The organism is Mycolicibacterium sp. XJ870 (assembly GCF_053483975.1).
Window position 1 is genome coordinate 700,609 of sequence record NZ_JBEFTI010000002.1, and the last position, 18,466, is coordinate 719,074.

15 protein-coding genes are annotated in these 18,466 nt (G+C 66.3%); 9 read left to right on the plus strand and 6 right to left on the minus strand.

The features are described from left to right. Window positions 1–14: 14 nt before the first annotated feature. From ABQF30_RS14850 to ABQF30_RS14865, 4 genes are all read right to left on the minus strand, one after another. The gene (locus ABQF30_RS14850; RefSeq protein ID WP_448464902.1) at window positions 15–2,153 is read right to left on the minus strand and encodes a DNA gyrase subunit A; all 2,139 of its coding nucleotides are present in this window, start codon (window positions 2,151–2,153) and stop codon (window positions 15–17) included. 18 nt (window positions 2,154–2,171) lie between these two features. Beyond that, window positions 2,172–4,214 carry a toprim domain-containing protein gene (locus tag ABQF30_RS14855; RefSeq protein WP_448464904.1) on the minus strand — a complete coding sequence of 681 codons (2,043 nt, stop codon included), beginning with the start codon at window positions 4,212–4,214 and terminating at the stop codon, window positions 2,172–2,174. A 93-nt stretch (window positions 4,215–4,307) separates the two neighbouring features. Further along, entirely contained in the window at window positions 4,308–5,582 is a 1,275-nt protein-coding gene (locus ABQF30_RS14860) for a PQQ-dependent sugar dehydrogenase (protein WP_448464906.1), read from the minus strand. Continuing rightward, window positions 5,560–6,273: a pirin family protein gene (locus ABQF30_RS14865; protein WP_448464908.1), complete on the minus strand. Its 714-nt coding sequence runs from the start codon at window positions 6,271–6,273 to the stop codon at window positions 5,560–5,562. The genes ABQF30_RS14860 and ABQF30_RS14865 overlap by 23 nt, the downstream gene beginning before the upstream one ends. Before the next feature lie 58 nt (window positions 6,274–6,331). Between ABQF30_RS14865 and ABQF30_RS14870 the strand changes: the two genes are divergently transcribed. Beyond that, window positions 6,332–7,108, plus strand: coding sequence for an SDR family NAD(P)-dependent oxidoreductase (locus ABQF30_RS14870; RefSeq protein ID WP_448464910.1), 777 nt, complete (start codon window positions 6,332–6,334; stop codon window positions 7,106–7,108). A gap of 74 nt (window positions 7,109–7,182) precedes the next feature. On the opposite strand, the gene ABQF30_RS14875 is transcribed toward ABQF30_RS14870, so the two are convergent. Beyond that, window positions 7,183–8,307: an NDMA-dependent alcohol dehydrogenase gene (locus ABQF30_RS14875; protein ID WP_448464912.1), complete on the minus strand. Its 1,125-nt coding sequence runs from the start codon at window positions 8,305–8,307 to the stop codon at window positions 7,183–7,185. Window positions 8,308–8,482: 175 nt separating this feature from the next. On the opposite strand from ABQF30_RS14875, the gene ABQF30_RS14880 reads away from it, so the two are divergent. Next, window positions 8,483–8,974 carry a VOC family protein gene (locus tag ABQF30_RS14880; RefSeq protein WP_448464914.1) on the plus strand — a complete coding sequence of 164 codons (492 nt, stop codon included), beginning with the start codon at window positions 8,483–8,485 and terminating at the stop codon, window positions 8,972–8,974. Here the strand turns inward: ABQF30_RS14880 and ABQF30_RS14885 are convergent. After that, window positions 8,971–9,987 (minus strand): sigma-70 family RNA polymerase sigma factor, encoded by a 1,017-nt coding sequence (locus ABQF30_RS14885; protein WP_448464916.1) that lies wholly within the window; start codon window positions 9,985–9,987, stop codon window positions 8,971–8,973. The genes ABQF30_RS14880 and ABQF30_RS14885 overlap by 4 nt on opposite strands. A gap of 64 nt (window positions 9,988–10,051) precedes the next feature. Here ABQF30_RS14885 and ABQF30_RS14890 point away from each other — a divergent pair, with 64 nt between their 5' ends. The 7 genes from ABQF30_RS14890 (at window position 10,052) to ABQF30_RS14920 (ending at window position 18,284) form a co-directional block, all read left to right on the plus strand. Further along, a complete protein-coding gene (locus tag ABQF30_RS14890; protein WP_448464918.1) occupies window positions 10,052–10,891 on the plus strand; it encodes an alpha/beta hydrolase in 840 nt (279 codons plus the stop codon). Continuing rightward, on the plus strand, window positions 10,888–11,853 hold the full coding sequence (locus ABQF30_RS14895; RefSeq protein ID WP_448464920.1) for an alpha/beta hydrolase: 966 nt from the start codon (window positions 10,888–10,890) through the stop codon (window positions 11,851–11,853). Before ABQF30_RS14890 ends, ABQF30_RS14895 begins: the two co-directional genes overlap by 4 nt. 62 nt (window positions 11,854–11,915) lie before the next feature. Then, complete coding sequence (locus tag ABQF30_RS14900; RefSeq protein ID WP_448464922.1) at window positions 11,916–12,659, plus strand: DUF2786 domain-containing protein; 744 nt, start codon at window positions 11,916–11,918, stop codon at window positions 12,657–12,659. Beyond that, on the plus strand, window positions 12,656–13,129 hold the full coding sequence (locus tag ABQF30_RS14905) for a TIGR04338 family metallohydrolase (protein ID WP_448464924.1): 474 nt from the start codon (window positions 12,656–12,658) through the stop codon (window positions 13,127–13,129). Before ABQF30_RS14900 ends, ABQF30_RS14905 begins: the two co-directional genes overlap by 4 nt. A 92-nt stretch (window positions 13,130–13,221) precedes the next feature. After that, window positions 13,222–16,380, plus strand: coding sequence for an ATP-binding protein (locus tag ABQF30_RS14910; RefSeq protein WP_448464926.1), 3,159 nt, complete (start codon window positions 13,222–13,224; stop codon window positions 16,378–16,380). Between the two features lie 4 nt (window positions 16,381–16,384). Next, on the plus strand, window positions 16,385–17,617 hold the full coding sequence (locus ABQF30_RS14915) for a glycosyltransferase (protein ID WP_448464928.1): 1,233 nt from the start codon (window positions 16,385–16,387) through the stop codon (window positions 17,615–17,617). A gap of 10 nt (window positions 17,618–17,627) precedes the next feature. Beyond that, entirely contained in the window at window positions 17,628–18,284 is a 657-nt protein-coding gene (locus ABQF30_RS14920; protein ID WP_448464930.1) for an O-methyltransferase, read from the plus strand. Window positions 18,285–18,466 lie beyond the last annotated feature (182 nt).

Sequence of the window (18,466 nt, forward strand, 5' to 3'; positions counted from 1 at the left end):
CAAGGCGGTCAGGGCTAACCGGCAGGCGTGACGTCCGTCCCCGAACCCTTGACCGACGCCTTCGCGCGCTTCTCCGCGCGCACCGCTTTCTTGCCACGCACGAACCCGGTCGTGGAGATCGACACCGACAGCAGCGCGCTTTCGCCGTTGACGAACGGGTGGAACCCGACGCCGGCGCCGCCGCGGCCCTTCACCGGGATATCGGCGACTTCGGTGACCTTCCAGCCCTTTTCGGAGATGGACAGGATGGCCTCACCGTTCTGGCAGCTGACGGGCAGGGCGGCAATCACCTCGTCACCGTCACCGGCCAGCTTCACCCCGGCGACCCCGTTGCCGGCCACGCCCTGCGGGTTCACCGCGGCGGGATCGATACGCAGCACCTTGCCGCGCCGCGTCACCAACGCCAGGTGGTGGCCGTCGGGCAGCACACCCGAGCGCACCAGCCCGGTGATGTCCGGGGCCACCGGGATGTCGCGGATCTTGTAGGGCAGACCGCCACCGGCGGTGAACTTGACTCGCCCATCGGTCCACACCGCCCACCCCAGACCTGAGGTGAGGAGGTCGCCGTGGCTGTCGGAGAACACGCCCCGGTCATCGAGGCGCCAGGCGGCGTTGACCTTGCGCTCACGGGGGCCATCGTCGTCGGTAGACGACGACACGGGTGTGGCGTCGGCGTCCAGCACGGTGCGGCGGTCGAATTCTGGGCCCTTGAACAGCTTCGCGGTCTCGACCAGCTCCTCGTCGATCACCTTCCGGCGGGCGTCGGGGTTGGACACCAGCTCGGTGAGTTGCGCGAATTCTGCGTCCAGCTTTTCCGCCTCGGCCTGTAGTTCGATCACGTCGAGCTTGGTGAGCCGCCGAAGCTGCAGCCCCAGAACATAATTGGCTTGCTCTTCGTCGATCTGGAAGCGCTCCTGCAGGCCCTGCCGGGCCTCGTCGACGGTGTCGGACGCACGAATGACCGCGACGGCAGCATCTATGTCGAGATGGATCAGCATCAGGCCGGCCACCAGATGCCGGCGGGCGGTGACCTTCTCCAGCCGATACTCGCTGCGGCGCAACACCACTGAATCGCGCAGATGCAGAAATGCGCTGATCAGTTCACGCACCGACCACCAGCGCGGTACCCGGTCCTCGTCGAGGGCGACCACACTGGCCGCGAACGTCGACTCCAGTGGCGTCAAGGCCAGCAGCTGGTCGCGGATGGTCTCGGCGCTGTGACCGCGTTTGGCAGTGACGACGATGCGCAGCCCGTTGCGGCGGTCGGTCAGGTCCGACATGTCCGCCACACCGGACAGTTCGCCGGACTCGACCAGGGCCCGGATCCTGTCCTGCACAGTGTTACTGGCGACACCGGGCGGCAGTTCGGTGACGACGACGTTCTTCCCGTCGACCGAGACGGTGCCTCGCACCGTGAATGCACCCCGGCCGGTGGTGATGTACTCGCGCAGCCCGGCCGTGCCGACCACGGTGGCTCCGCATCCCCAGTCGGGGCCGGGAATGAGCTTCACCAATCTGTCGTCGGTCATGTTCGGCGTTTTCAACAGCGCCCGGCAGGCGGCCATGACCTCGCGGGGATTGTGTGCAGGCACCTTGGTGGCCCAGCCCTCGGCGATGCCGACCGCGCCGTTACAGAGCAGCACAGGCCAGCGTGCCGGCAGTACGGTCGGCTCGATCCATTCGCCGTCGAACGTCGAGACCATCGGTACCGCGTGGTCGTCGAGCTCGGCTGTCAGCGCCGCACCGGGCGCCGACAACCGCATCTCGGTGTAGCGGTCCGCGGCCGGGATGTCACCTTGGACACGCGGGAATGCGCCTTGTCCGTCAATGACTTTCACCCGCTGGAACTCTGCTGCCATGAGTGCCGCGGCCCCGTACATCGACGCGCCACCATGTGGGTGCAGATTGCCGGTGACCGCCGAGCAGACCTTCGAAGATTTCTGGGGCTTGTTGCCGGGCAACAGTTTCGAGTCGTGCATCTGGTAGAGGAGACGACGCTGGCCCGGCTTGAGCCCGTCGAACGCCGAGGGGATGGCGCGGTCGCTGACGCTGTAGAGCGCGAAGGTCAGCTGGTAGTGGTTCCAGTAGTCATCGGCGCTCTGGTCGAGCACCAGGTCAGGATTCTGCTCAGGAACATCCAGGATGGCGGTCACAGTGTTTTCCTACGTCCCTTAAGTCAGGTCCAGCGCTGAGGTGTCGACGCGGGAAGCCACATCAGCCATCCACGTGCGGCGACCCTCCGGCGGTCCGCCGAATAGAGTGTGGTGCAACGTCTTCTCGCTGTCATCGAGGTGCACGCGAACCACGGTGCGCCGCTGTGGATCCAGCACGGTGTTCCAGAAGTCGTCGGCATCCATCTCGCCGAGTCCCTTGTTGCGCTGCACCTCCACTTTCCGTTTAGAGGTGGCTTTCAACTGGGCCACAGCGGTGTCACGTTCGGACTCGTCTTGGCAGTAGATCCGTTGCATACCGTCCTTGACGACGAACAGGGGCGGCAGCGTCACGTAGACCATTCCGGCTTCGACGAGTGGACGGTAGAAGTCCAGAAACATCGAGATAAGGCTGGAGTTGATGTTGCCGCCATCGGGGTCGGCGTCGGAGGCGAACAGGACCCGGTCGTAGCGGCACTGCTCGGGGTCGCAATGATCACGCACTCCGCAGCCGAGGATGCGTTCGATCGCATCGAACTCGTCCTTGACGCGTGCCTTGTTCACGGTGAATCCGTAGACGTTGGGCGGCTTGCCTTTCAGCGGAAAGGCGGCCTGGAACGTGGCGTCACGCGCGGCCTTGATCGTGCCCAGCGCCGAATCACCCTCGCACAGGAACAGCTCTGCGCCTGACCCTCGGCCGGTCTCCCGACTGGGCAGCAGCTTGGGCGGCAGCGACAGATTGGTCCCCAGCCCTTTGGCTTTCGACGCAGCGCGGGCCCGGGCCTTGGCGCCCTCGGCGCTACGTCGCGCCCGGGCCGATTCCAGTGCCAGCTTGGTCCACAGCGAGACTGCGTCACCGTTGGCGGGGTTGGCCGCCCAGATGGTGACGCTGCGCGCCACATCCGGGGCCATCGCCACGTTCAGCGACCGCGACGACACCGCGGTCTTGGCCTGAGAATCCCAGGCCACATCAGGGGCGCGAGTGTCCACGGCCAGCGCGGTGACGGCGGCGAAGTCCTGCGGCTCCGGGCCGTCCTCGCCCTTCGCCAGACCCAGATCGCGTATGCGGGACGCGCGGTCGGCCAGCGCCTCGGACAGCCCCTTCATGGCGGCCGTCAGATGGGATCCGCCGCCCGGGGTGCGGACCGTGTTGCAGAACGCGGCCACTGTCGCCGGTTCGGCCGGACCCGCCGTCAACGACCAGCGGAACGGTGTCGGTCCCCGGCCGGTGGTGTACTCCCCGCGGCCATCCACGGCCGCGCGCACCTCGGGCAGCGGAGTGCCCGCCGCGGTGCACATGAGGTCCAGCAATGTGTCGGTGCCCCACGGGCCGCTGAACGGTTCGGTCAACGCCGACGGAACGGCCTCGCCGGGCCAACCCTCATTGACGACGACCAGATGCACGCCGGGGGACATCCGCGCGGCGGCGTGCGCCCGTAGCAGCACCTCACCGACGTCCACGCTCGAATCCGGTACCACGGCGGGATCGAACAGGATGCGTACCGTGGTGCCGTGTGCATCCGGCTTGCGATTGCCGGCTCCGCGCAGCTTCTGCGTGTCGGCGCGGGTGAACGGGGCGTCGGGGTCGAACCCTCGGCCCTCGGCGCCGTCGAACATCCCGGGGTAGCCGCGCCCGAAACTCTGCAGATAGGTCTTGCCTGCCCGGCGCACCGTCACGTCGGTACGCGCGGAGATGAACACCGCTGCTGCGGCGCCGATTCCGTTCAGACCGGCACCGGTGCTGGCCGCGTCGGCATGGGCGGAGAACTTGCCACCGGCGCGCGCCGTCCCGAGCGTTTTGACGATGCCGTTCTTCCCGGTCACGGGATCGGAATCGACAGGCAGGCCGCGGCCGTCGTCGGCGACGGTGACCGATCCGTCGGCGTGCAGGGTGATCGTCACGCATGACCCGCCGTGGCTGGGGTCGGCGACCTCTTCGATCGCGTTGTCGACCAGCTCACGCAGCGCCGTGTTGAGGACGTCCAGGCCCAGGTTGACCGCCGGCCGCAGGCGCGTGTGCTGGACATCGTCGAGCTCGGTGATGTCTGCGGCGTTGTAACTCACTGCTGGTCCTTTCAGGGCCCTGTGGCACGGGAGGCATACGCATTCTGCCCTGAGCAACCGACACCGGGACTTAGCGCCGCGGTGAAATGTTCATCACGATGGCGCGAGCCGGTACACCGCGCCGGCATAGTCGTCGGTGATGTACACCGCGCCGTCCGGACCTGCGACCGCTGCGACCGGGCGGCCCCAACGTAAGCCGTCCTCGTCCTGGAAACCGCCGACCAGCGTCTGCTGTGGGCCCAATGTGCCGTCGCGCCAGGGGAAGAACGATACCTCGGGTTCGCGCGGGCGCTCCCGGTTCCATGAACCGTGCACCCCGACCAGTGCGCCCTGGCCGTACGGCTGCGGCAGCTCGGCGAAGCTCATGCCCAGCGGGGCGGCGTGGGCGCCCACCGTTTGTTCGACGGGTGGCAGTGCCGCGCAGTCCATCTGGGCGCCGTCGGGATTGGTCTGCACGTCGCGGATGAAACCGGCGGGCGGCGGGCCATCTGGATTGCAGTACGGCCAACCCAGTTCACGCCCCGCGGTCAGCTTTGCCACCGATTCCGGTGGATGCTCGTCGACGTAGTCCTGTCGCACCCTGCCCTCGGGATCGGCGACGTTGTCGCGGTTGTTGACCGCTGTCCACAGCGAGCCGTCCGGCGCGAACGCCAGGCCGGTGCCGTTGCGCACACCGGTGGCAAACGGTTCTGCCGGGCCGCCGCCGGCAGGAACCCGCATGATCGACGCCCGCGGCGGGATGGCGTCGCGGTCCTCGGCGGAGATGTTTCCCGTCGAGCCGATCGAGAAGTACACCGCGCCATCGCTTCCCACAACCACGCTCTTGAGGGCATGGGCATACGCGCCGTGCAGGTCGGGGCTCTTGGCGTCCGGCAGGTTTCCGGCAACGGTGCGGCGGTTGATGGCTCTGCCGTCGGCGTAGTCGTATGCGTCGATCTGGTCGCTCTCGGCCACATAAAGGGTGTTGCTGGCGAAGAAGAGACCGTGCGGTTGATCGAGCCCGTCGAGCAGCGTGCCCTGATTCGGATGCACCGTCAGCACCTGACCGGTACTCGGAACCGACACCAGCAGTGCGCCGTCCGGCGTCCAGGCGGCCATCCTGGCTTTCGGGATGCGCGCGAGCACCTCGATCGACCAGCCGGCGGGAATCATCGCCTGACGAGGCTGGTCGAAGGGCGCCTCGGCGAACTCGGCGGGTACCTGCACCGTGGCAGGCTGTAGTCCCGCGGGTTGCTGGGTGGTCGTTGTCGTGGTCGTAGTCGTGGTCGGCGCCGGTGGGGACGTCACGGTTTCGTCGGCGGTGCCGCACGCCGCGAGCATGACTGCGGCCGTGACGGCGATTGTCTTACGTACCAGTGAGACTCGCATGCATCTCCCAGACCAAGATCTCTGCTGCGCCGTCGGCGACAACCCGCTGGCCGCCTGAGTCGGTGAGCCGGGCGGCGTCGCCGGTGTGCAGCGGCTCCGCGTCTTCCAGGGTCACATCGCCGCGGGCCACGAACAGGTGGACGTACCGTGCCTGCGGTAGGTCGAGCGCGTCACCGGGCTGTAGGCGGGCCCCGTACAGGGTGGCGTTGCGGTTGTGCAGGGTGACGGCGGCGTCCATGGCCCCCGACGCAATGGGAGTCAGCGTGTTGGCGAGTTCGACGTCCTGCTGCTGATAGCCCGGCGTGACGCCGGCCTGATCTGGCAGCACCCACATCTGCACGAAATGCACCGGCTCGCTTGCAGATCCGTTCTTCTCGGAATGCTGGACGCCGGTGCCCGCCGACATCCGCTGCGCCAGGCCGGGATAGATCACCCCGGCATTGCCCATCGAATCCGCGTGCGCCAATTCACCCTGCAGCACCCAGGTCACGATTTCCATGTCCCGGTGCGGGTGGGTGTCAAACCCAGTCCCCGGCGCCACGATGTCGTCGTTGTTGACCAGTAGCAGGCCGTGATGGGTGTTGTCCGGGTCGTAGTAATCGCCGAACGAGAACGAATGGCGCGACTGCAGCCAGTCCGTCGTGGTGATGCCGCGATCGCTGGCGCGCCGGATGTCGACGGTCGAGGGCATGACGCGAGCCTACCGACCTGCGCCCGACCCACCGGTGGATCGGGCTTAGTCTGTCGTCGTGGATATCAACGGAGCTAGCGCAATCGTCACTGGTGGCGCATCAGGTATCGGCGCGGCAACCGCCCGCCAGTTGGCAGCCAAGGGCGCGAGGGTCGTCGTCGCGGACTTGCAGGCAGATCGCGGGCAGGCGCTCGCACACGAGATCGGCGGCGTGTTCGTCAGCGTCGACGTCACCAACACCGAGCAGATCGAGGATGCCGTCAACACGGCAATAGACCTCGGTCCGCTGCGCGCGTTGGTGAACTCGGCCGGCATCGGCTGGGCACAGCGGACCATCGGCAAGGACGGCGAATTCGCGTCGGCGCACAACCTGGATGCCTACAAGAAGGTGCTGGCGATCAACCTGGTCGGCACCTTCGACTGCATCCGGCTGGCGGCGACCGCGATGAGCCGCAACGAGCTCACCGACACCGGCGAGCGCGGTGCCATCGTCAACATGACCAGCGTCGCGGCCTTCGACGGTCAGATCGGCCAGGCCGCGTACTCGTCGTCCAAGGGCGGCGTGGTCGGGCTGACACTTCCGGTGGCCCGCGACCTGTCCGCGGTGGGCATCCGGGTCAACACCGTGGCGCCGGGCCTCATCGACACCCCGATCTACGGCGAGGGTGAGGCGTCGGAGGCGTTCAAGGCCAAGCTCGGTGAGTCGGTGCTCTTCCCCCATCGCCTGGGCAAGCCCGACGAACTCGCGTCGATGGTTCTCGAGCTGATCACCAACTCGTACATGAACGCGGAGGTCGTCCGCGTCGACGGCGGCATTCGGATGCCCCCCAAGTAATCCCCGCGAACAGACACAGAATCGCCCTTTTCCACGCTGAAAAGGGCGATTCTGCGTCTGCTCGGCAGAGAGTGTCACCAGTCGGACTCGTCGAACCGGATCACACCACGGATGTTGTTGCCGTCCAACATGTCCTGATAGCCCTGGTTGATGTCCTCGAGCTTGTACGTCCGGGTGATCATGTCATCGATGTTGAGCAGGCCCGACTTGTACAGGGCCACCAGCCGCGGCGTCTCGACGTGCGAGCTGCCACCGCCGAAGATGTTGCCCTTCAACGTCTTCTGCAACATGGTGAACAGGAACAGGTTGAGCTTGACGTCGGCATCCATCATCGACCCCATACCCGTCACCACACAGGTGCCGGTCTTGGCGGTCAGGATCAACGCCTCCTCGATGTACTCGCCCTTCATGTCACCGACGGCGATGATGACCTTGTCGGCCATCAGGCCGTAGGTGACGTCGATGATCGGCGCGATGGCTTCGGCCATCGACGGGTAGACGTGGGTGGCGCCGAACTTGATGGCCTGCTCGCGCTTCCACTCGTTCGGGTCGATCGCGATGACGTGCTTGGCGCCTGAGATCACCGCACCCTGCAGCGCGCTCATGCCGATTCCGCCGACGCCGATGACGATGACGGTCTCGCCGGGCTTCACCTCGGCGACATTGGTGGCGGAGCCGAAGCCCGTCGGCACCGCGCAGCCCATGATGGCCGCAGTTTCGAAGGGGATGTCCTTGTCGATCTTGACGACGGAATCCTTGTGCACCGTCATGTACGGCGCGAAGGTGCCGAGCAGGTTCATCGGCGAGACGTCGTGCGAGCCGGCCTTGATTCGGGACGTGCCGTCTGCGATGGCCTTACCGCCGAGCAGGACCGCGCCGCGGTCACACAGCGAGCGGAAGCCCTTCAGGCACGGCGGACACTCACCGCAGGCGGGGATGAACGCCAGGATGACGTGATCGCCCTCCTCGATGCCGGTGACGTTCTTGCCGACCTTGGTGACCACACCGGCACCCTCGTGACCGCCCAGCGCGGGCAGGCCGATCGGGGTGGCACCGGTGGTGATGTGGTAGTCGGAGTGGCACATGCCCGCGGCATGCATCCGGATCTGTACTTCGTCGGCGATGGGGTCACCGAGGTCGATCTCATCGACCTTGAACGGCGAATTGAGTTCCCACAGCAGGGCGCCCTTGGTCTTCATGGAACGCGATAATAGAACACGTTCCAGATACCTGGATAACTTGGGTTATGACCTGGGCATTTAGATGCTTACCCTTCTCCGGTCGAGCGGCCAGTTGTGACACGCAGAAGTCAAGTTTGGGTGTTGTACGTGGCACTGGGCGATGAAAAATGCGCTCACACCCGGTCTACACACCATGACCAAGATCAATGCCAGCATCGTTCCCAATCTCTGGTTCGACCGTGAGGCCGAAGAGGCCGCCGAGCACTACATCGCTGCGTTCGGCGGTAACGGCCGGATCCTCAATACCGTCGCCGCGCATCCGGCTGCACCGTCTCCGCAGGACGTGCCCATGGTGGTCGAGTTCGAACTCGCCGGGCAGCGGTTCGTCGGAATCAACGGCGGTCCGCAGTTCCATTTCACCGAGGCGGTCTCGTTGGAGGTGCGCGTCGCCGGCCAAGAGCAGATCGACCAGATCTGGGCCGCGCTCAGCGAGGGCGGAGAGGAACAGCCCTGCGGATGGCTCAAGGACAAGTACGGGCTCTCCTGGCAGGTCACACCGGAGGACTACTACGACATGATGGACAAGGGGGATCAGGAGGCCAACGAGCGACTGATGGCCGCCGTGCTGTCCACCATGGGAAAGTTCGACTTGGCCAAACTGCAGGCCGCGTACGACGGCAGCTAGAGCGTGGCCGGCAGCCCGAACTTCTCGAACAGCGACGACTCCATGAACGCCACGACGTGCGAAATGCCGCCGGGTTTGATGTCGAGAACATGGAGCTGGAACGCCTCGTGCGTGCCGGTCTCGCGGTTGAGCATGTAGAGCGCCGCCGCGGGCTGGCCGTTGGCAGTCGTCGGGATGAACCGCATATCGCCGGGGCGATCGGCCGGGCACTTGTGGCGGGTCAGGTCGCCGATCGCCTGTGGGCCGCGGTACCAACTGTCGAACGGCGGCATCTCCCAGATCGCCTCCGCGGTGAACAACTCGACCAGCCTGTCGACGTCGTAAGCCTCGAACGCGGCGATGTAGCGGCTCAGCAAGTCCCGCGCCTGCGCCGACTCGGGCGGGGCGATCCCGTCGTCCTCGCTGGGGCCGACGGCATCCAACTGCGCCCGGGCCCGCTGCAGCAGGCTGTTGACGGCGGCCGTGGAAGACCCGATCGCGTCGGCAACTTCCGCGGCCTTCCACTGCAGCACCTCGCGCATCACCAGCACCGCGCGTTGCCGCGGCGACAAGTGCTGTAGTGCGGCGACGAACGCCAGCCGGACCGATTCACGCGAACCAACGATGTTCGACGGATCCGTCGAGTCGTCGGGCAGCGGTTCCAGCCATGGCACCTCGTGGTGCTCGGCGATGTCGTCAGTGCCTGCCGAGCTCGGTGCGCCCAGGCCCGACGGCAGGGGCCGACGGGCCCGTCCCTCCAACGAGGTCAGGCAGGTGTTGGTGGCGATGCGGTACAGCCATGTCCGTACCGAGGATTTTCCTTGAAAGCCCTGGTAGGACTTCCACGCGCGCAGATAGGTCTCTTGTACGAGGTCCTCGGCGTCGTGCAGTGAACCGGTCATCCGGTAGCAGTGCGCGAGCAGCTCACGCCGGTACCGCTGAGCATCGGCCAGGAAGGAATCGGCCGGGCTGTCGTCATCGAGGCGGTGTGCGAGGACGGTCACATTCGCGAGCTTACGCAGCACCACCGACAAGACGGAAGATCGTCGTCATCATGCCATTGTGCTGCGCTAACCCGACCCGGCTACGCTCGCGAGGGTGACCAGCACCCGCACTGAACGCACCTTCGACGGCGTCGGCGGCGTACGCATCGTTTACGACGTGTGGACCCCGGACATCGAACCGCGCGGGGTCGTCGTGCTCTCCCACGGTTACGCCGAGCACGCCGGTCGCTACCACCACGTGGCACGGCGCTTCGGCGCTGCCGGACTGATCGTCTATGCCCTCGACCACCGCGGCCACGGCAGGTCCGGCGGCAAGCGGGTCTACCTGCGGGACATGTCGGAGTTCGTTGGCGACTTCCACAGGCTGGTCGGCATCGCCGCCGGCGAGCATCCCGCGCTGCCCCGCATCGTGCTCGGACACAGCATGGGCGGCGGCATCGTGTTCACCTACGGCGTGGAATACCCCGACGAGTACACCGCGATGGTGCTGTCGGGGCCGGCCGTGCACGCGCAGGATGGGCTGTCGCCGCTGTTGGTCGTCGCGGCCAAGGTGCTGGGCAAGGTCGCGCCGGGGCTGCCGGTCGAGAAGCTCGATGCTGATGCGGTGTCCCGTGACCCTGAGGTGGTCGCCGCCTACAAGTCCGATCCGCTGGTGCATCAGGGCAGGTTGCCTGCCGGGATCGCCCGGGCTCTCATCGGAGTGGGGGAGACGATGCCGCAGCGCGCTTCGGCGCTGGCCGCTCCGCTGCTGGTGGTACACGGCGAGAAGGACCGCCTGATCCCCGTCGCGGGCAGTCGCGTCCTGGTCGAGTGCATCGCATCGCAGGACGTGCACCTCAAGGTGTACCCGGGGCTGTTCCACGAGGTCTTCAATGAACCCGAGAAGGCTCTGGTGCTCGACGATGTCACCTCCTGGATCGAGGCGCATCTGTGAGACGGGTTGCCGCAGCGCTGATTTCGGTGCTGCTGTTGGCCGGCTGCGGATCGGATGAGCCGGGCTGGACCGACACCGATGTCAGCTTCGACGCCGACGGACTCACCATCCACGGCAGCTACCGCCATGATGGCAAGCCGGGTCCGGCCGCGCTGATGATCTCCGAGAGTGGGCCCACCGACCGCAACGGTGACAACAAGGTCGTCGGGCCGGTCGGCAACATGCGGCAGTTGGCAGAGGCGTTGTCCGACAAGGGCGTGTCCAGCCTGCGCTACGACAAGATCGGCACCGGAAAGACCGGCCTCGGTCCCTACGAGAGCAAGCCGACAGAGGTGGTCAGCGGCGTCTACACCACGGGTGCAACCGCTGCGCTGCGATTCCTGGCCGATCAGCCCGACACCGACGACAACAGGATCTCGGTCTACGCCCTCGGGGAGGGTGCGGTACACGCGATGTCCCTGGCCGCCGCAGGCGATCCAAAAGTCCACGCGCTCGCGCTGTTTCAACCTCTCGCCGGCCGGTACCTCGACATCATCACCAATCGGGTCCGGGCCGGCGCCACCCCGGAGGTGCTGACGGCCTGGCTGGCTGCCGTGGACGAGATCCGCACCAAGGGCACCGTTCCCGCGAAGCTGCCAGAGGGGCTCGGCGCGATCGTCAACCCCGGCAACCTCAACGCCATCATCGAGGCCGACAAGATCGATCCGCTGCCGCTGGCCGCCGAACTGCCCGACGGCATGCCGGTGCTGCTCACCTGTTCGGATTCCGACGCGCAGGCCAACTGTGCGGCCGAACGTCCGCTGATCGACGCGCTCAAGCACACCGCGCTGACGGTCGTCGAACTCAAGGGCGTCAACCACATCCTGCGCGACGACCCGACCGACAGCATCGCCAACTACAGCAAGCCCGCACCTCTTTCGCCACAGGTGCTCGACGCGGTGAACGGTTTCGTCGACAAGTGATGTCGGAGGTCTTGGCTAGGTTGGTCACGTGAGGCGCAGCGAGGAGCGGAGCGGATCGCGCAATGACTGACGACAAGATGCTGGGGCGCATCGCGGCACTGCTGCGCCAGGCTGAGGGCACAGACAATCAGCACGAGGCCGAGGCGTTCATGGCGGCCGCGCAGCGCCTGGCAACCACGACGTCGATCGACCTGGCCCTGGCCCGCGCGCACTCGGCCCAGCGCACCAAGGCGCAGATGCCGGTGCAGCGGACCATCACCATCGGTGCCGCCGGCACCAAGGGCCTGCGCACCTATGTGCAGCTGTTCGTGGTGATCGGGCTGGCCAATGACGTGAAGTGCGATGTGGCGTCGAATTCGACGTTCGTCTATGCGTACGGGTTCGCCGAGGACATCGACGCCACCCACGCGCTCTACGTGAGCCTGGTCATGCAGATGGTCAAAGCCTCCGAGGCCTACCTCAGCTCCGGTGCGCACCGTCCGACGCCGACCATCACCGCCCGGCTGAACTTCCAGCTGGCCTTCGGCGCCCGCATCGGCAAGCGCCTGTCGGAGGCCAAGGAGGAGGCCACGCGGGAGGCCGATGAGGCAGATCGCCCGGGGACTGCTATCGCCTTGCGGGACAAGGACATCGAGTTGAAGAGCTTCTACCGGGAGACGTCGCAGGCCCGCGGTACGTGGCGGGCCACGAGTGCCTCGGCGGGATACTCGTCGGCCGCACGTCGCGCTGGTGACCGGGCGGGCCAACGTGCCCGGTTGGGCCCGGGCCAGGAGTTGTCCGGCGCGCGCGGCGCACTGGAGAAGTGACCGCCAAGGACACCCAGCGGGCCCGCGTGTACGCCGCGGAGGAATTCGTGCGGACGCTGTTCGACCGTGCCGCACAACATAGTTCGCGTGCCATCGACTTCTTCGGTACTCAACTCACCCTGCCACCCGAGGCGCGGTTCGCCTCGGTGGAGGCGGTGCAGCGCTACGTCGACGAGGTGCTGGCTCGCGCCGGCGCCCGCCCGGTCACGGTGCGGGCACGCCGGGGCACCAAGGCGGCGCACTACGAACTGGTCGACGGGGCCGCCATGATCGCGGTCCCGGACCGCAACACCACCTGGGCGCTGCGGGAGCTGGTGGTGTTGCACGAACTCGCACATCACCTGTGCACTGACAGCCCCCCGCACGGGCCTGCGTTCGTCGCGACGTATTGCGAACTGTGCGCCACGGTGATGGGTCCGGAGGTCGGGTTGGTTTTGCGGATGGTCTACGCCAGAGAGGGCGTGGTCTGAGGTTGAGCGCTGACCCGGGTATGGCAAATGCGGACCGCCCGCAGACGGTATGCGCGATCATGGGGAAATCGACGCAGCACATGGATTAGCGAATGGTCAGCCCGATCGGTGAGGCCACCGATCGATGCGGGTCGTGCGGAAACGACCTGCGTTCGAAGGCGCGGTTCTGCGATGCGTGCGGCACTCCGGTCACGCGGCTGAACAGCGGCGAGCACAAGCAGGTGACCGTGCTGTTCGTCGACGTCGTCGGCTCGATGAAGCTTGCGGCGGCGGTGGACGCAGAGCGCCTGCGGGAGATCATGAACGAGCTGCTCAACCGTGCTGCCGCGGTGGTTCAGCGCTATCGCGGAACGGTGGACAAGTTCACCGGTGACGGTTTGATGGCCCTCTTCGGTGCGCCGGCGGCACTGGAGGACCACGCTTTGCGCGCGTGCATCGCAGCATTGGAAATCCATTCGGTGGCCAAGGGCGTCGCCGCTGAGGTGTTTCGCCGTGACGGCGTCGGCCTGCGTCTGCGCGTCGGCCTGAACTCCGGTGATGTCATTGCCGGTGCTCTCGGCTCAGGTCCCGGCAACTACACCGCGGTTGGTCATCCCGTCGGGATGGCGCAGCGCATGGAGTCAGCAGCGCCGCCGGATGGGGTGATGTGCTCGATGTCCACCGCCCGACTCGTCGAAGACGTCGCTCGGCTCGGACCCGTCGAGAACTTGACAGTGAAGGGCGTCGATCAGCCGGTACCTGGGCGGCGGCTGCTCGCGGTGGAAACCCGCCGCACCGTGCTCGGGCGCAACGACAGCATCATGCTGGACCGCGAAGAGGAACTGAGTCGGCTGCTGACCGCCTTCACCTCGGGCAATGGCGGCCTTGTCGGCATAGTCGGCGAACCGGGGTTGGGCAAGAGTCGCCTGGTCAGCGAGTTCGCCGCGTTCGCAGCGAGTGAGGGCGCGCGGGTGGTTGTTGCGCGTGGCGAGGCGCACGCGTCGACGCTGGCGTTTCGCATGCTGTCACTGTTGCTGCGTGGGATGTTCCAGGTGGAGGAGCTGAGCCCGGCTGATGCGCGGAGCCGCACCGTCGGCCATTTCGACGGCCGCCTGGCGGCGCAGTCGCGCGATGCACGAATCCTGTTCGAGGCGATGGGAATCGGCGACGGCACCGAACCTGAGGTCAGTGACAGCGTCGACGATCGGCGGCGCCGACTCGTGGAGATGATGACGACGGCGGTGCAGGGTGACACCAGCCCTGTGGTCTTCGTGATCGAGGACGCGCACTGGATAGACTCCCCTAGTGACGACGTACTGAGCGATTTCGCGACCGAACTCGGCAACCGAACGGCAGCAATGGTTCTCGCCACTTACCGGCCAGAGTTTCGCGGGGCATTGCGCCGCAATTCGGGGCAGACGATCCGGCTTCAACCGTTGACCGAATCGGCGACGCGACGGTTGGTGAACCAACTGCTCGGCGACGATGCCACGTTGGCGGGCATGGCCAACCGGATCGCCGGTGTGGCGGCCGGCAACCCTTACTTCGTCGAGGAGATCGTTCGAGACCTCGCCGGGCGCGGTGTGCTGTCGGGCGGCCGTGGCGGCTATCGGATGTCGGTCGACACCGCCCCGATCGTCGTACCCCCGACTGTCCAGGCGGTTCTCGCTGCCCGCATCGACAGACTGCCCGCAAAAGCGAAATCCCTCCTGAACGCGGCAGCGGTGATCGGCGCCCACTTCGATCCGGAAACGCTGCATGTGCTGCGACCGGATGCCGGAGACACCGGATTGTCCGAGCTGGTCTCCGCCGAGCTGATCGATCAAACGGAATTCGTCCCGCGACAACGCTATTGCTTCCACCATCCGCTGGTACGCACTGTCGCATACGAATCTCAACTGAGCCGTGACCGGGCACAGGCCCACCGCCGGCTCGCCGTCGCCATCGAGGACCGCGGCCCGGCAGCGGCCGAAGAGAACGCGGCACTGATTGCAACTCACTTCGAGGCCGCCGGTGAACAGGCGCAGGCCTACCACTGGCATATGCGGGCGGCTCGATGGCTCCGTTCGCGAGATCTTCCTGCAGCGCGGGAACAATGGGAGCGCGCCCGGAATGTCGCTGACGAACTGCCTGAACACGACGGCGTCATAGCAATGCGAGTGGCACCGCGCACGATGCTGGTATCGACCTCGCTGTACGTGGGAAGTGACGCCGACACAGCGCATCGGTATCGCGAGTTCCGTGACCTCGCAACCCGAACCGACGATACGCGATCACTTGCGATCGGGACGGCCGGACAGCTCTGGGCGATGACATTCAATGATTTCCTCGTTCCTGAGGCAGTGGGATTGGCAGCAGAGCTGCACAGCATGCTGGTCACCGCCGACTGGGATGGCGAAGCCATGGGTATCGTCGTCAACGCGGTCGCGTTTGCGTGGTTTGCCAACTGCAGATTCGATTCGGCGATTGACGTCATCGATCTGCTGGATGCATGTGAGGTGCCGGATGTTGAATTACGGCCGGCCCAGGCGTTGCGTGGAGTCATCGAACTATGCCTCGGCCAGCCTGAGCAGGGCCGCCGCAACCTTCATGAGGGCATCGCACACGGGCGTGCGCTCCAGTCACGGATGTTCACTCATGTGGTGATGTACGCGGGAACCGTTCTCGCACTCGGCTTGTGCGAGGCGTCCGAGTTCATCGACGACCTTCGCGCGGCCCGCGAGTGCGCGGAGTCGTCCGGTGACACCAGCGGCATCCTCTGCACCAAGTGGTCTTACGGCACCGCGCTGCTGCGGGGGAGTCGCGAGACACGCGCAGAGGCGATCGGCATGCTCGAACACGTGCGCTCGAACTGCCGCGCGAACAAGTTCATGACGTTGGTACTTCCAGCTGTCATCACAGATCTCGCCAGAGATGCGGCACAAGACGGGCGCCGCGACGAAGCGTGCGTGGAACTACGCGCCAACTTCGCTCTGCACATGGGTAGGGGGTCGAAGGTCTATTCAGGTTGCGTCGGTGAGGCACTCGTAGAGCTTCTCGTCGAGAGGGGCGCTGAGGAGGATCTGGCTGAAGCGCGGCACATCGTCGACCAGTGGCAGGCCCAGCGGCCTGGCATCCCGGCACTGGATCTGTGGTGGCTACGCAGCCGTGCGCTGTTGGCGCAGGCCGAACGCGACATGCAGGGGTACGCAAACCTGTCCGCGCAGTACCTGCGGATGTGCGAAAAGCTCAATGCCCGAGGCAGACTCGACGCGGCCCGGAGTATGGGATAGCGCGATGGCGACGGTCCTGGCCTATACGTCCCCCGCATTGGGGCACTTGCTGCCGATGGGCGCCCTGCTGCTGGAACTGGCCTGTCGAGGCCACACCATCCATGTGCGCACCCTGTCCTCCGGCGTCGAGATCGGTCGGAGGCTGGGATTCGCCACGGCTGCAATCGATCCCCGCATCGAGGCGGCGGAGCTCGATGATTGGAAGGCCAAGAACCCCCGGGGCGCACTGAAGTTGGGGGTGGCAGCGTTCGGCCGGCGTGCCGGGTACGAGGTCGGCGACCTTGCCGCAGCGGTGGAGCAGGTTCACCCCGACGCCCTGCTGGTGGACGTCAACTGCTGGGGCGCACGTTCGGCGGCCGAAGCAGGAAGTGTTCCCTGGGCGTCATTCGCGCCGTACACGCCACCGCTACGCGCCGACGGTGTGCCGCCCTTCGGGCTGGGTCTGCGGCCATGGAGCGGGGCGGTCGGCCGGGTGCGCGATGCCATTGTGCGGGCTGCGTTGTTGCGTCCGCTCGAGAAGATCATTCTGCCGCCGATCAACAAGGTTCGGGCGCAAGTGCAGGTGCCCCTGGTGAATTCGACGGACGAGTTTCTCAGGCGGGCTCCGTTGATGCTGCTCGCGAGCGGGAAACCGTTCCAGTATCCGCACAGCGACTGGGGTGACGCTGTGCAGATGATCGGACCCTGCTTGCTGGATCTCGATTCGGATGCTCCACCTGCCTGGTTGAGTTCGATCGACCGGCCCATCGTTCTCGTGACGACATCATCGGAAAGGCAGGCGGATGCCGACCTGGTGGCTGCTGCCGCGGACGCGTTGGCCGATGAACCGGTCCACGTCGTCGCAACCATGCCTGCCGGCCTGTCCGACATCTCGTCATCGGCGAAAATGACGGTGTGCCAATTTGTTCCGCATGGCTTGGTGTTGGACCGTGCGGTGTGCGCGGTAACCCACGGTGGGATGGGTGCGACCCAGAAGGCGCTCGCGCATAGCGTGCCGGTCTGTGTTGTGCCATATGGGCGGGATCAGTTCGAGGTCGCCAGACGCGTCGAAGTTGCGCGGTGCGGAACCCGCCTACCGGCGAGGAAACTATCGCCAGAACGGCTCCGTGAGAAGGTGCGCGTGGCTATGACCATGGCCGACGGCGCCAGACGGGTGGCCGCGGGATTCGCTGAGAGTGGTGGGACAGCCCGTGGGGCCGACCTCTTCGAGCAACGTGTGCTCGCCCGATCCAGCTAGCCTGGCGAACATGGCCGAGCCGAGAGATGTCGACGTCATGTTCAACGAGGTGCTGCGCACCGAGGACGAGGCGCTGGTAGCGGCGCGCGAATCCGCGCACGCCGCGGGGATGCCCGCGATCGAAGTGTCCGCGCAACACGGAAAGCTGTTGTCGTTGTTGGCGACGATATCCGGGGCGCGACGGGTACTGGAGATCGGCACGCTGGCCGGCTACAGCACGATCAACCTCGCCCGCGGGGTCGGTCCGGACGGCAGTGTCGTCACACTCGAGTACGAGCCCCGACACGCCGAGGTGGCGCGAGCGAATCTGGAGCGGGCCGGGGTCGCCGACCGGGTCGAGGTGATCGTCGGCGCGGCGCTGGATGCCCTGCCGCGGCTGGCTGACCGCGGTGACGTCTTCGACCTCGTCTTCATCGACGCCGACAAGGAGAACAACGTCGCCTACGTCGAGTGGGCGATCAAACTCGGCAGGCCCGGGTCAATCATCGTGGTGGACAACGTGACCCGCTTCGGCCGGGTGCTTGAGCCGGCGGCCGATGATCAGCAGGCGCTCGCGGTGCGCGACATGTTGGAGATGATGGGCCGGCATCCGAGGCTGGACGCCGCCGCCATTCAAACCGTGGGTGCCAAGGGCTGGGACGGGTTCGCGGTGGCGCTCGTCAGGTGACCCCTTGCCCCGAGACGGGGCCACCACGAGCGTGCGCAAACTGCCGATGTTTTACGGCGTGTTGAGCAACAGACACGCACGCTCGCGGTGCAAGGGGGGCAAAGGGGCTAGATGAGCGCGTCCTGCGGGTCGCGCTGAATCGGCTTGGGCCATGGCTCCGGCTTGGGCCGCTGACGCACCAT

Excerpts from the sequence above, each read along its gene's own strand:
- ABQF30_RS14860 (WP_448464906.1), bottom strand. The coding sequence starts at position 5,582 with ATGCGAGTCTCACTGGTACGTAAGACAATCGCCGTCACGGCCGCAGTC.
- ABQF30_RS14865 (WP_448464908.1), bottom strand. The coding sequence starts at position 6,273 with ATGCCCTCGACCGTCGACATCCGGCGCGCCAGCGATCGCGGCATCACC.
- ABQF30_RS14875 (WP_448464912.1), bottom strand. The coding sequence starts at position 8,307 with ATGAAGACCAAGGGCGCCCTGCTGTGGGAACTCAATTCGCCGTTCAAG.
- ABQF30_RS14880 (WP_448464914.1), top strand. The coding sequence starts at position 8,483 with ATGACCAAGATCAATGCCAGCATCGTTCCCAATCTCTGGTTCGACCGT.
- ABQF30_RS14900 (WP_448464922.1), top strand. The coding sequence starts at position 11,916 with ATGACTGACGACAAGATGCTGGGGCGCATCGCGGCACTGCTGCGCCAG.
- ABQF30_RS14910 (WP_448464926.1), top strand. The coding sequence starts at position 13,222 with ATGGTCAGCCCGATCGGTGAGGCCACCGATCGATGCGGGTCGTGCGGA.
- ABQF30_RS14915 (WP_448464928.1), top strand. The coding sequence starts at position 16,385 with ATGGCGACGGTCCTGGCCTATACGTCCCCCGCATTGGGGCACTTGCTG.
- ABQF30_RS14920 (WP_448464930.1), top strand. The coding sequence starts at position 17,628 with ATGGCCGAGCCGAGAGATGTCGACGTCATGTTCAACGAGGTGCTGCGC.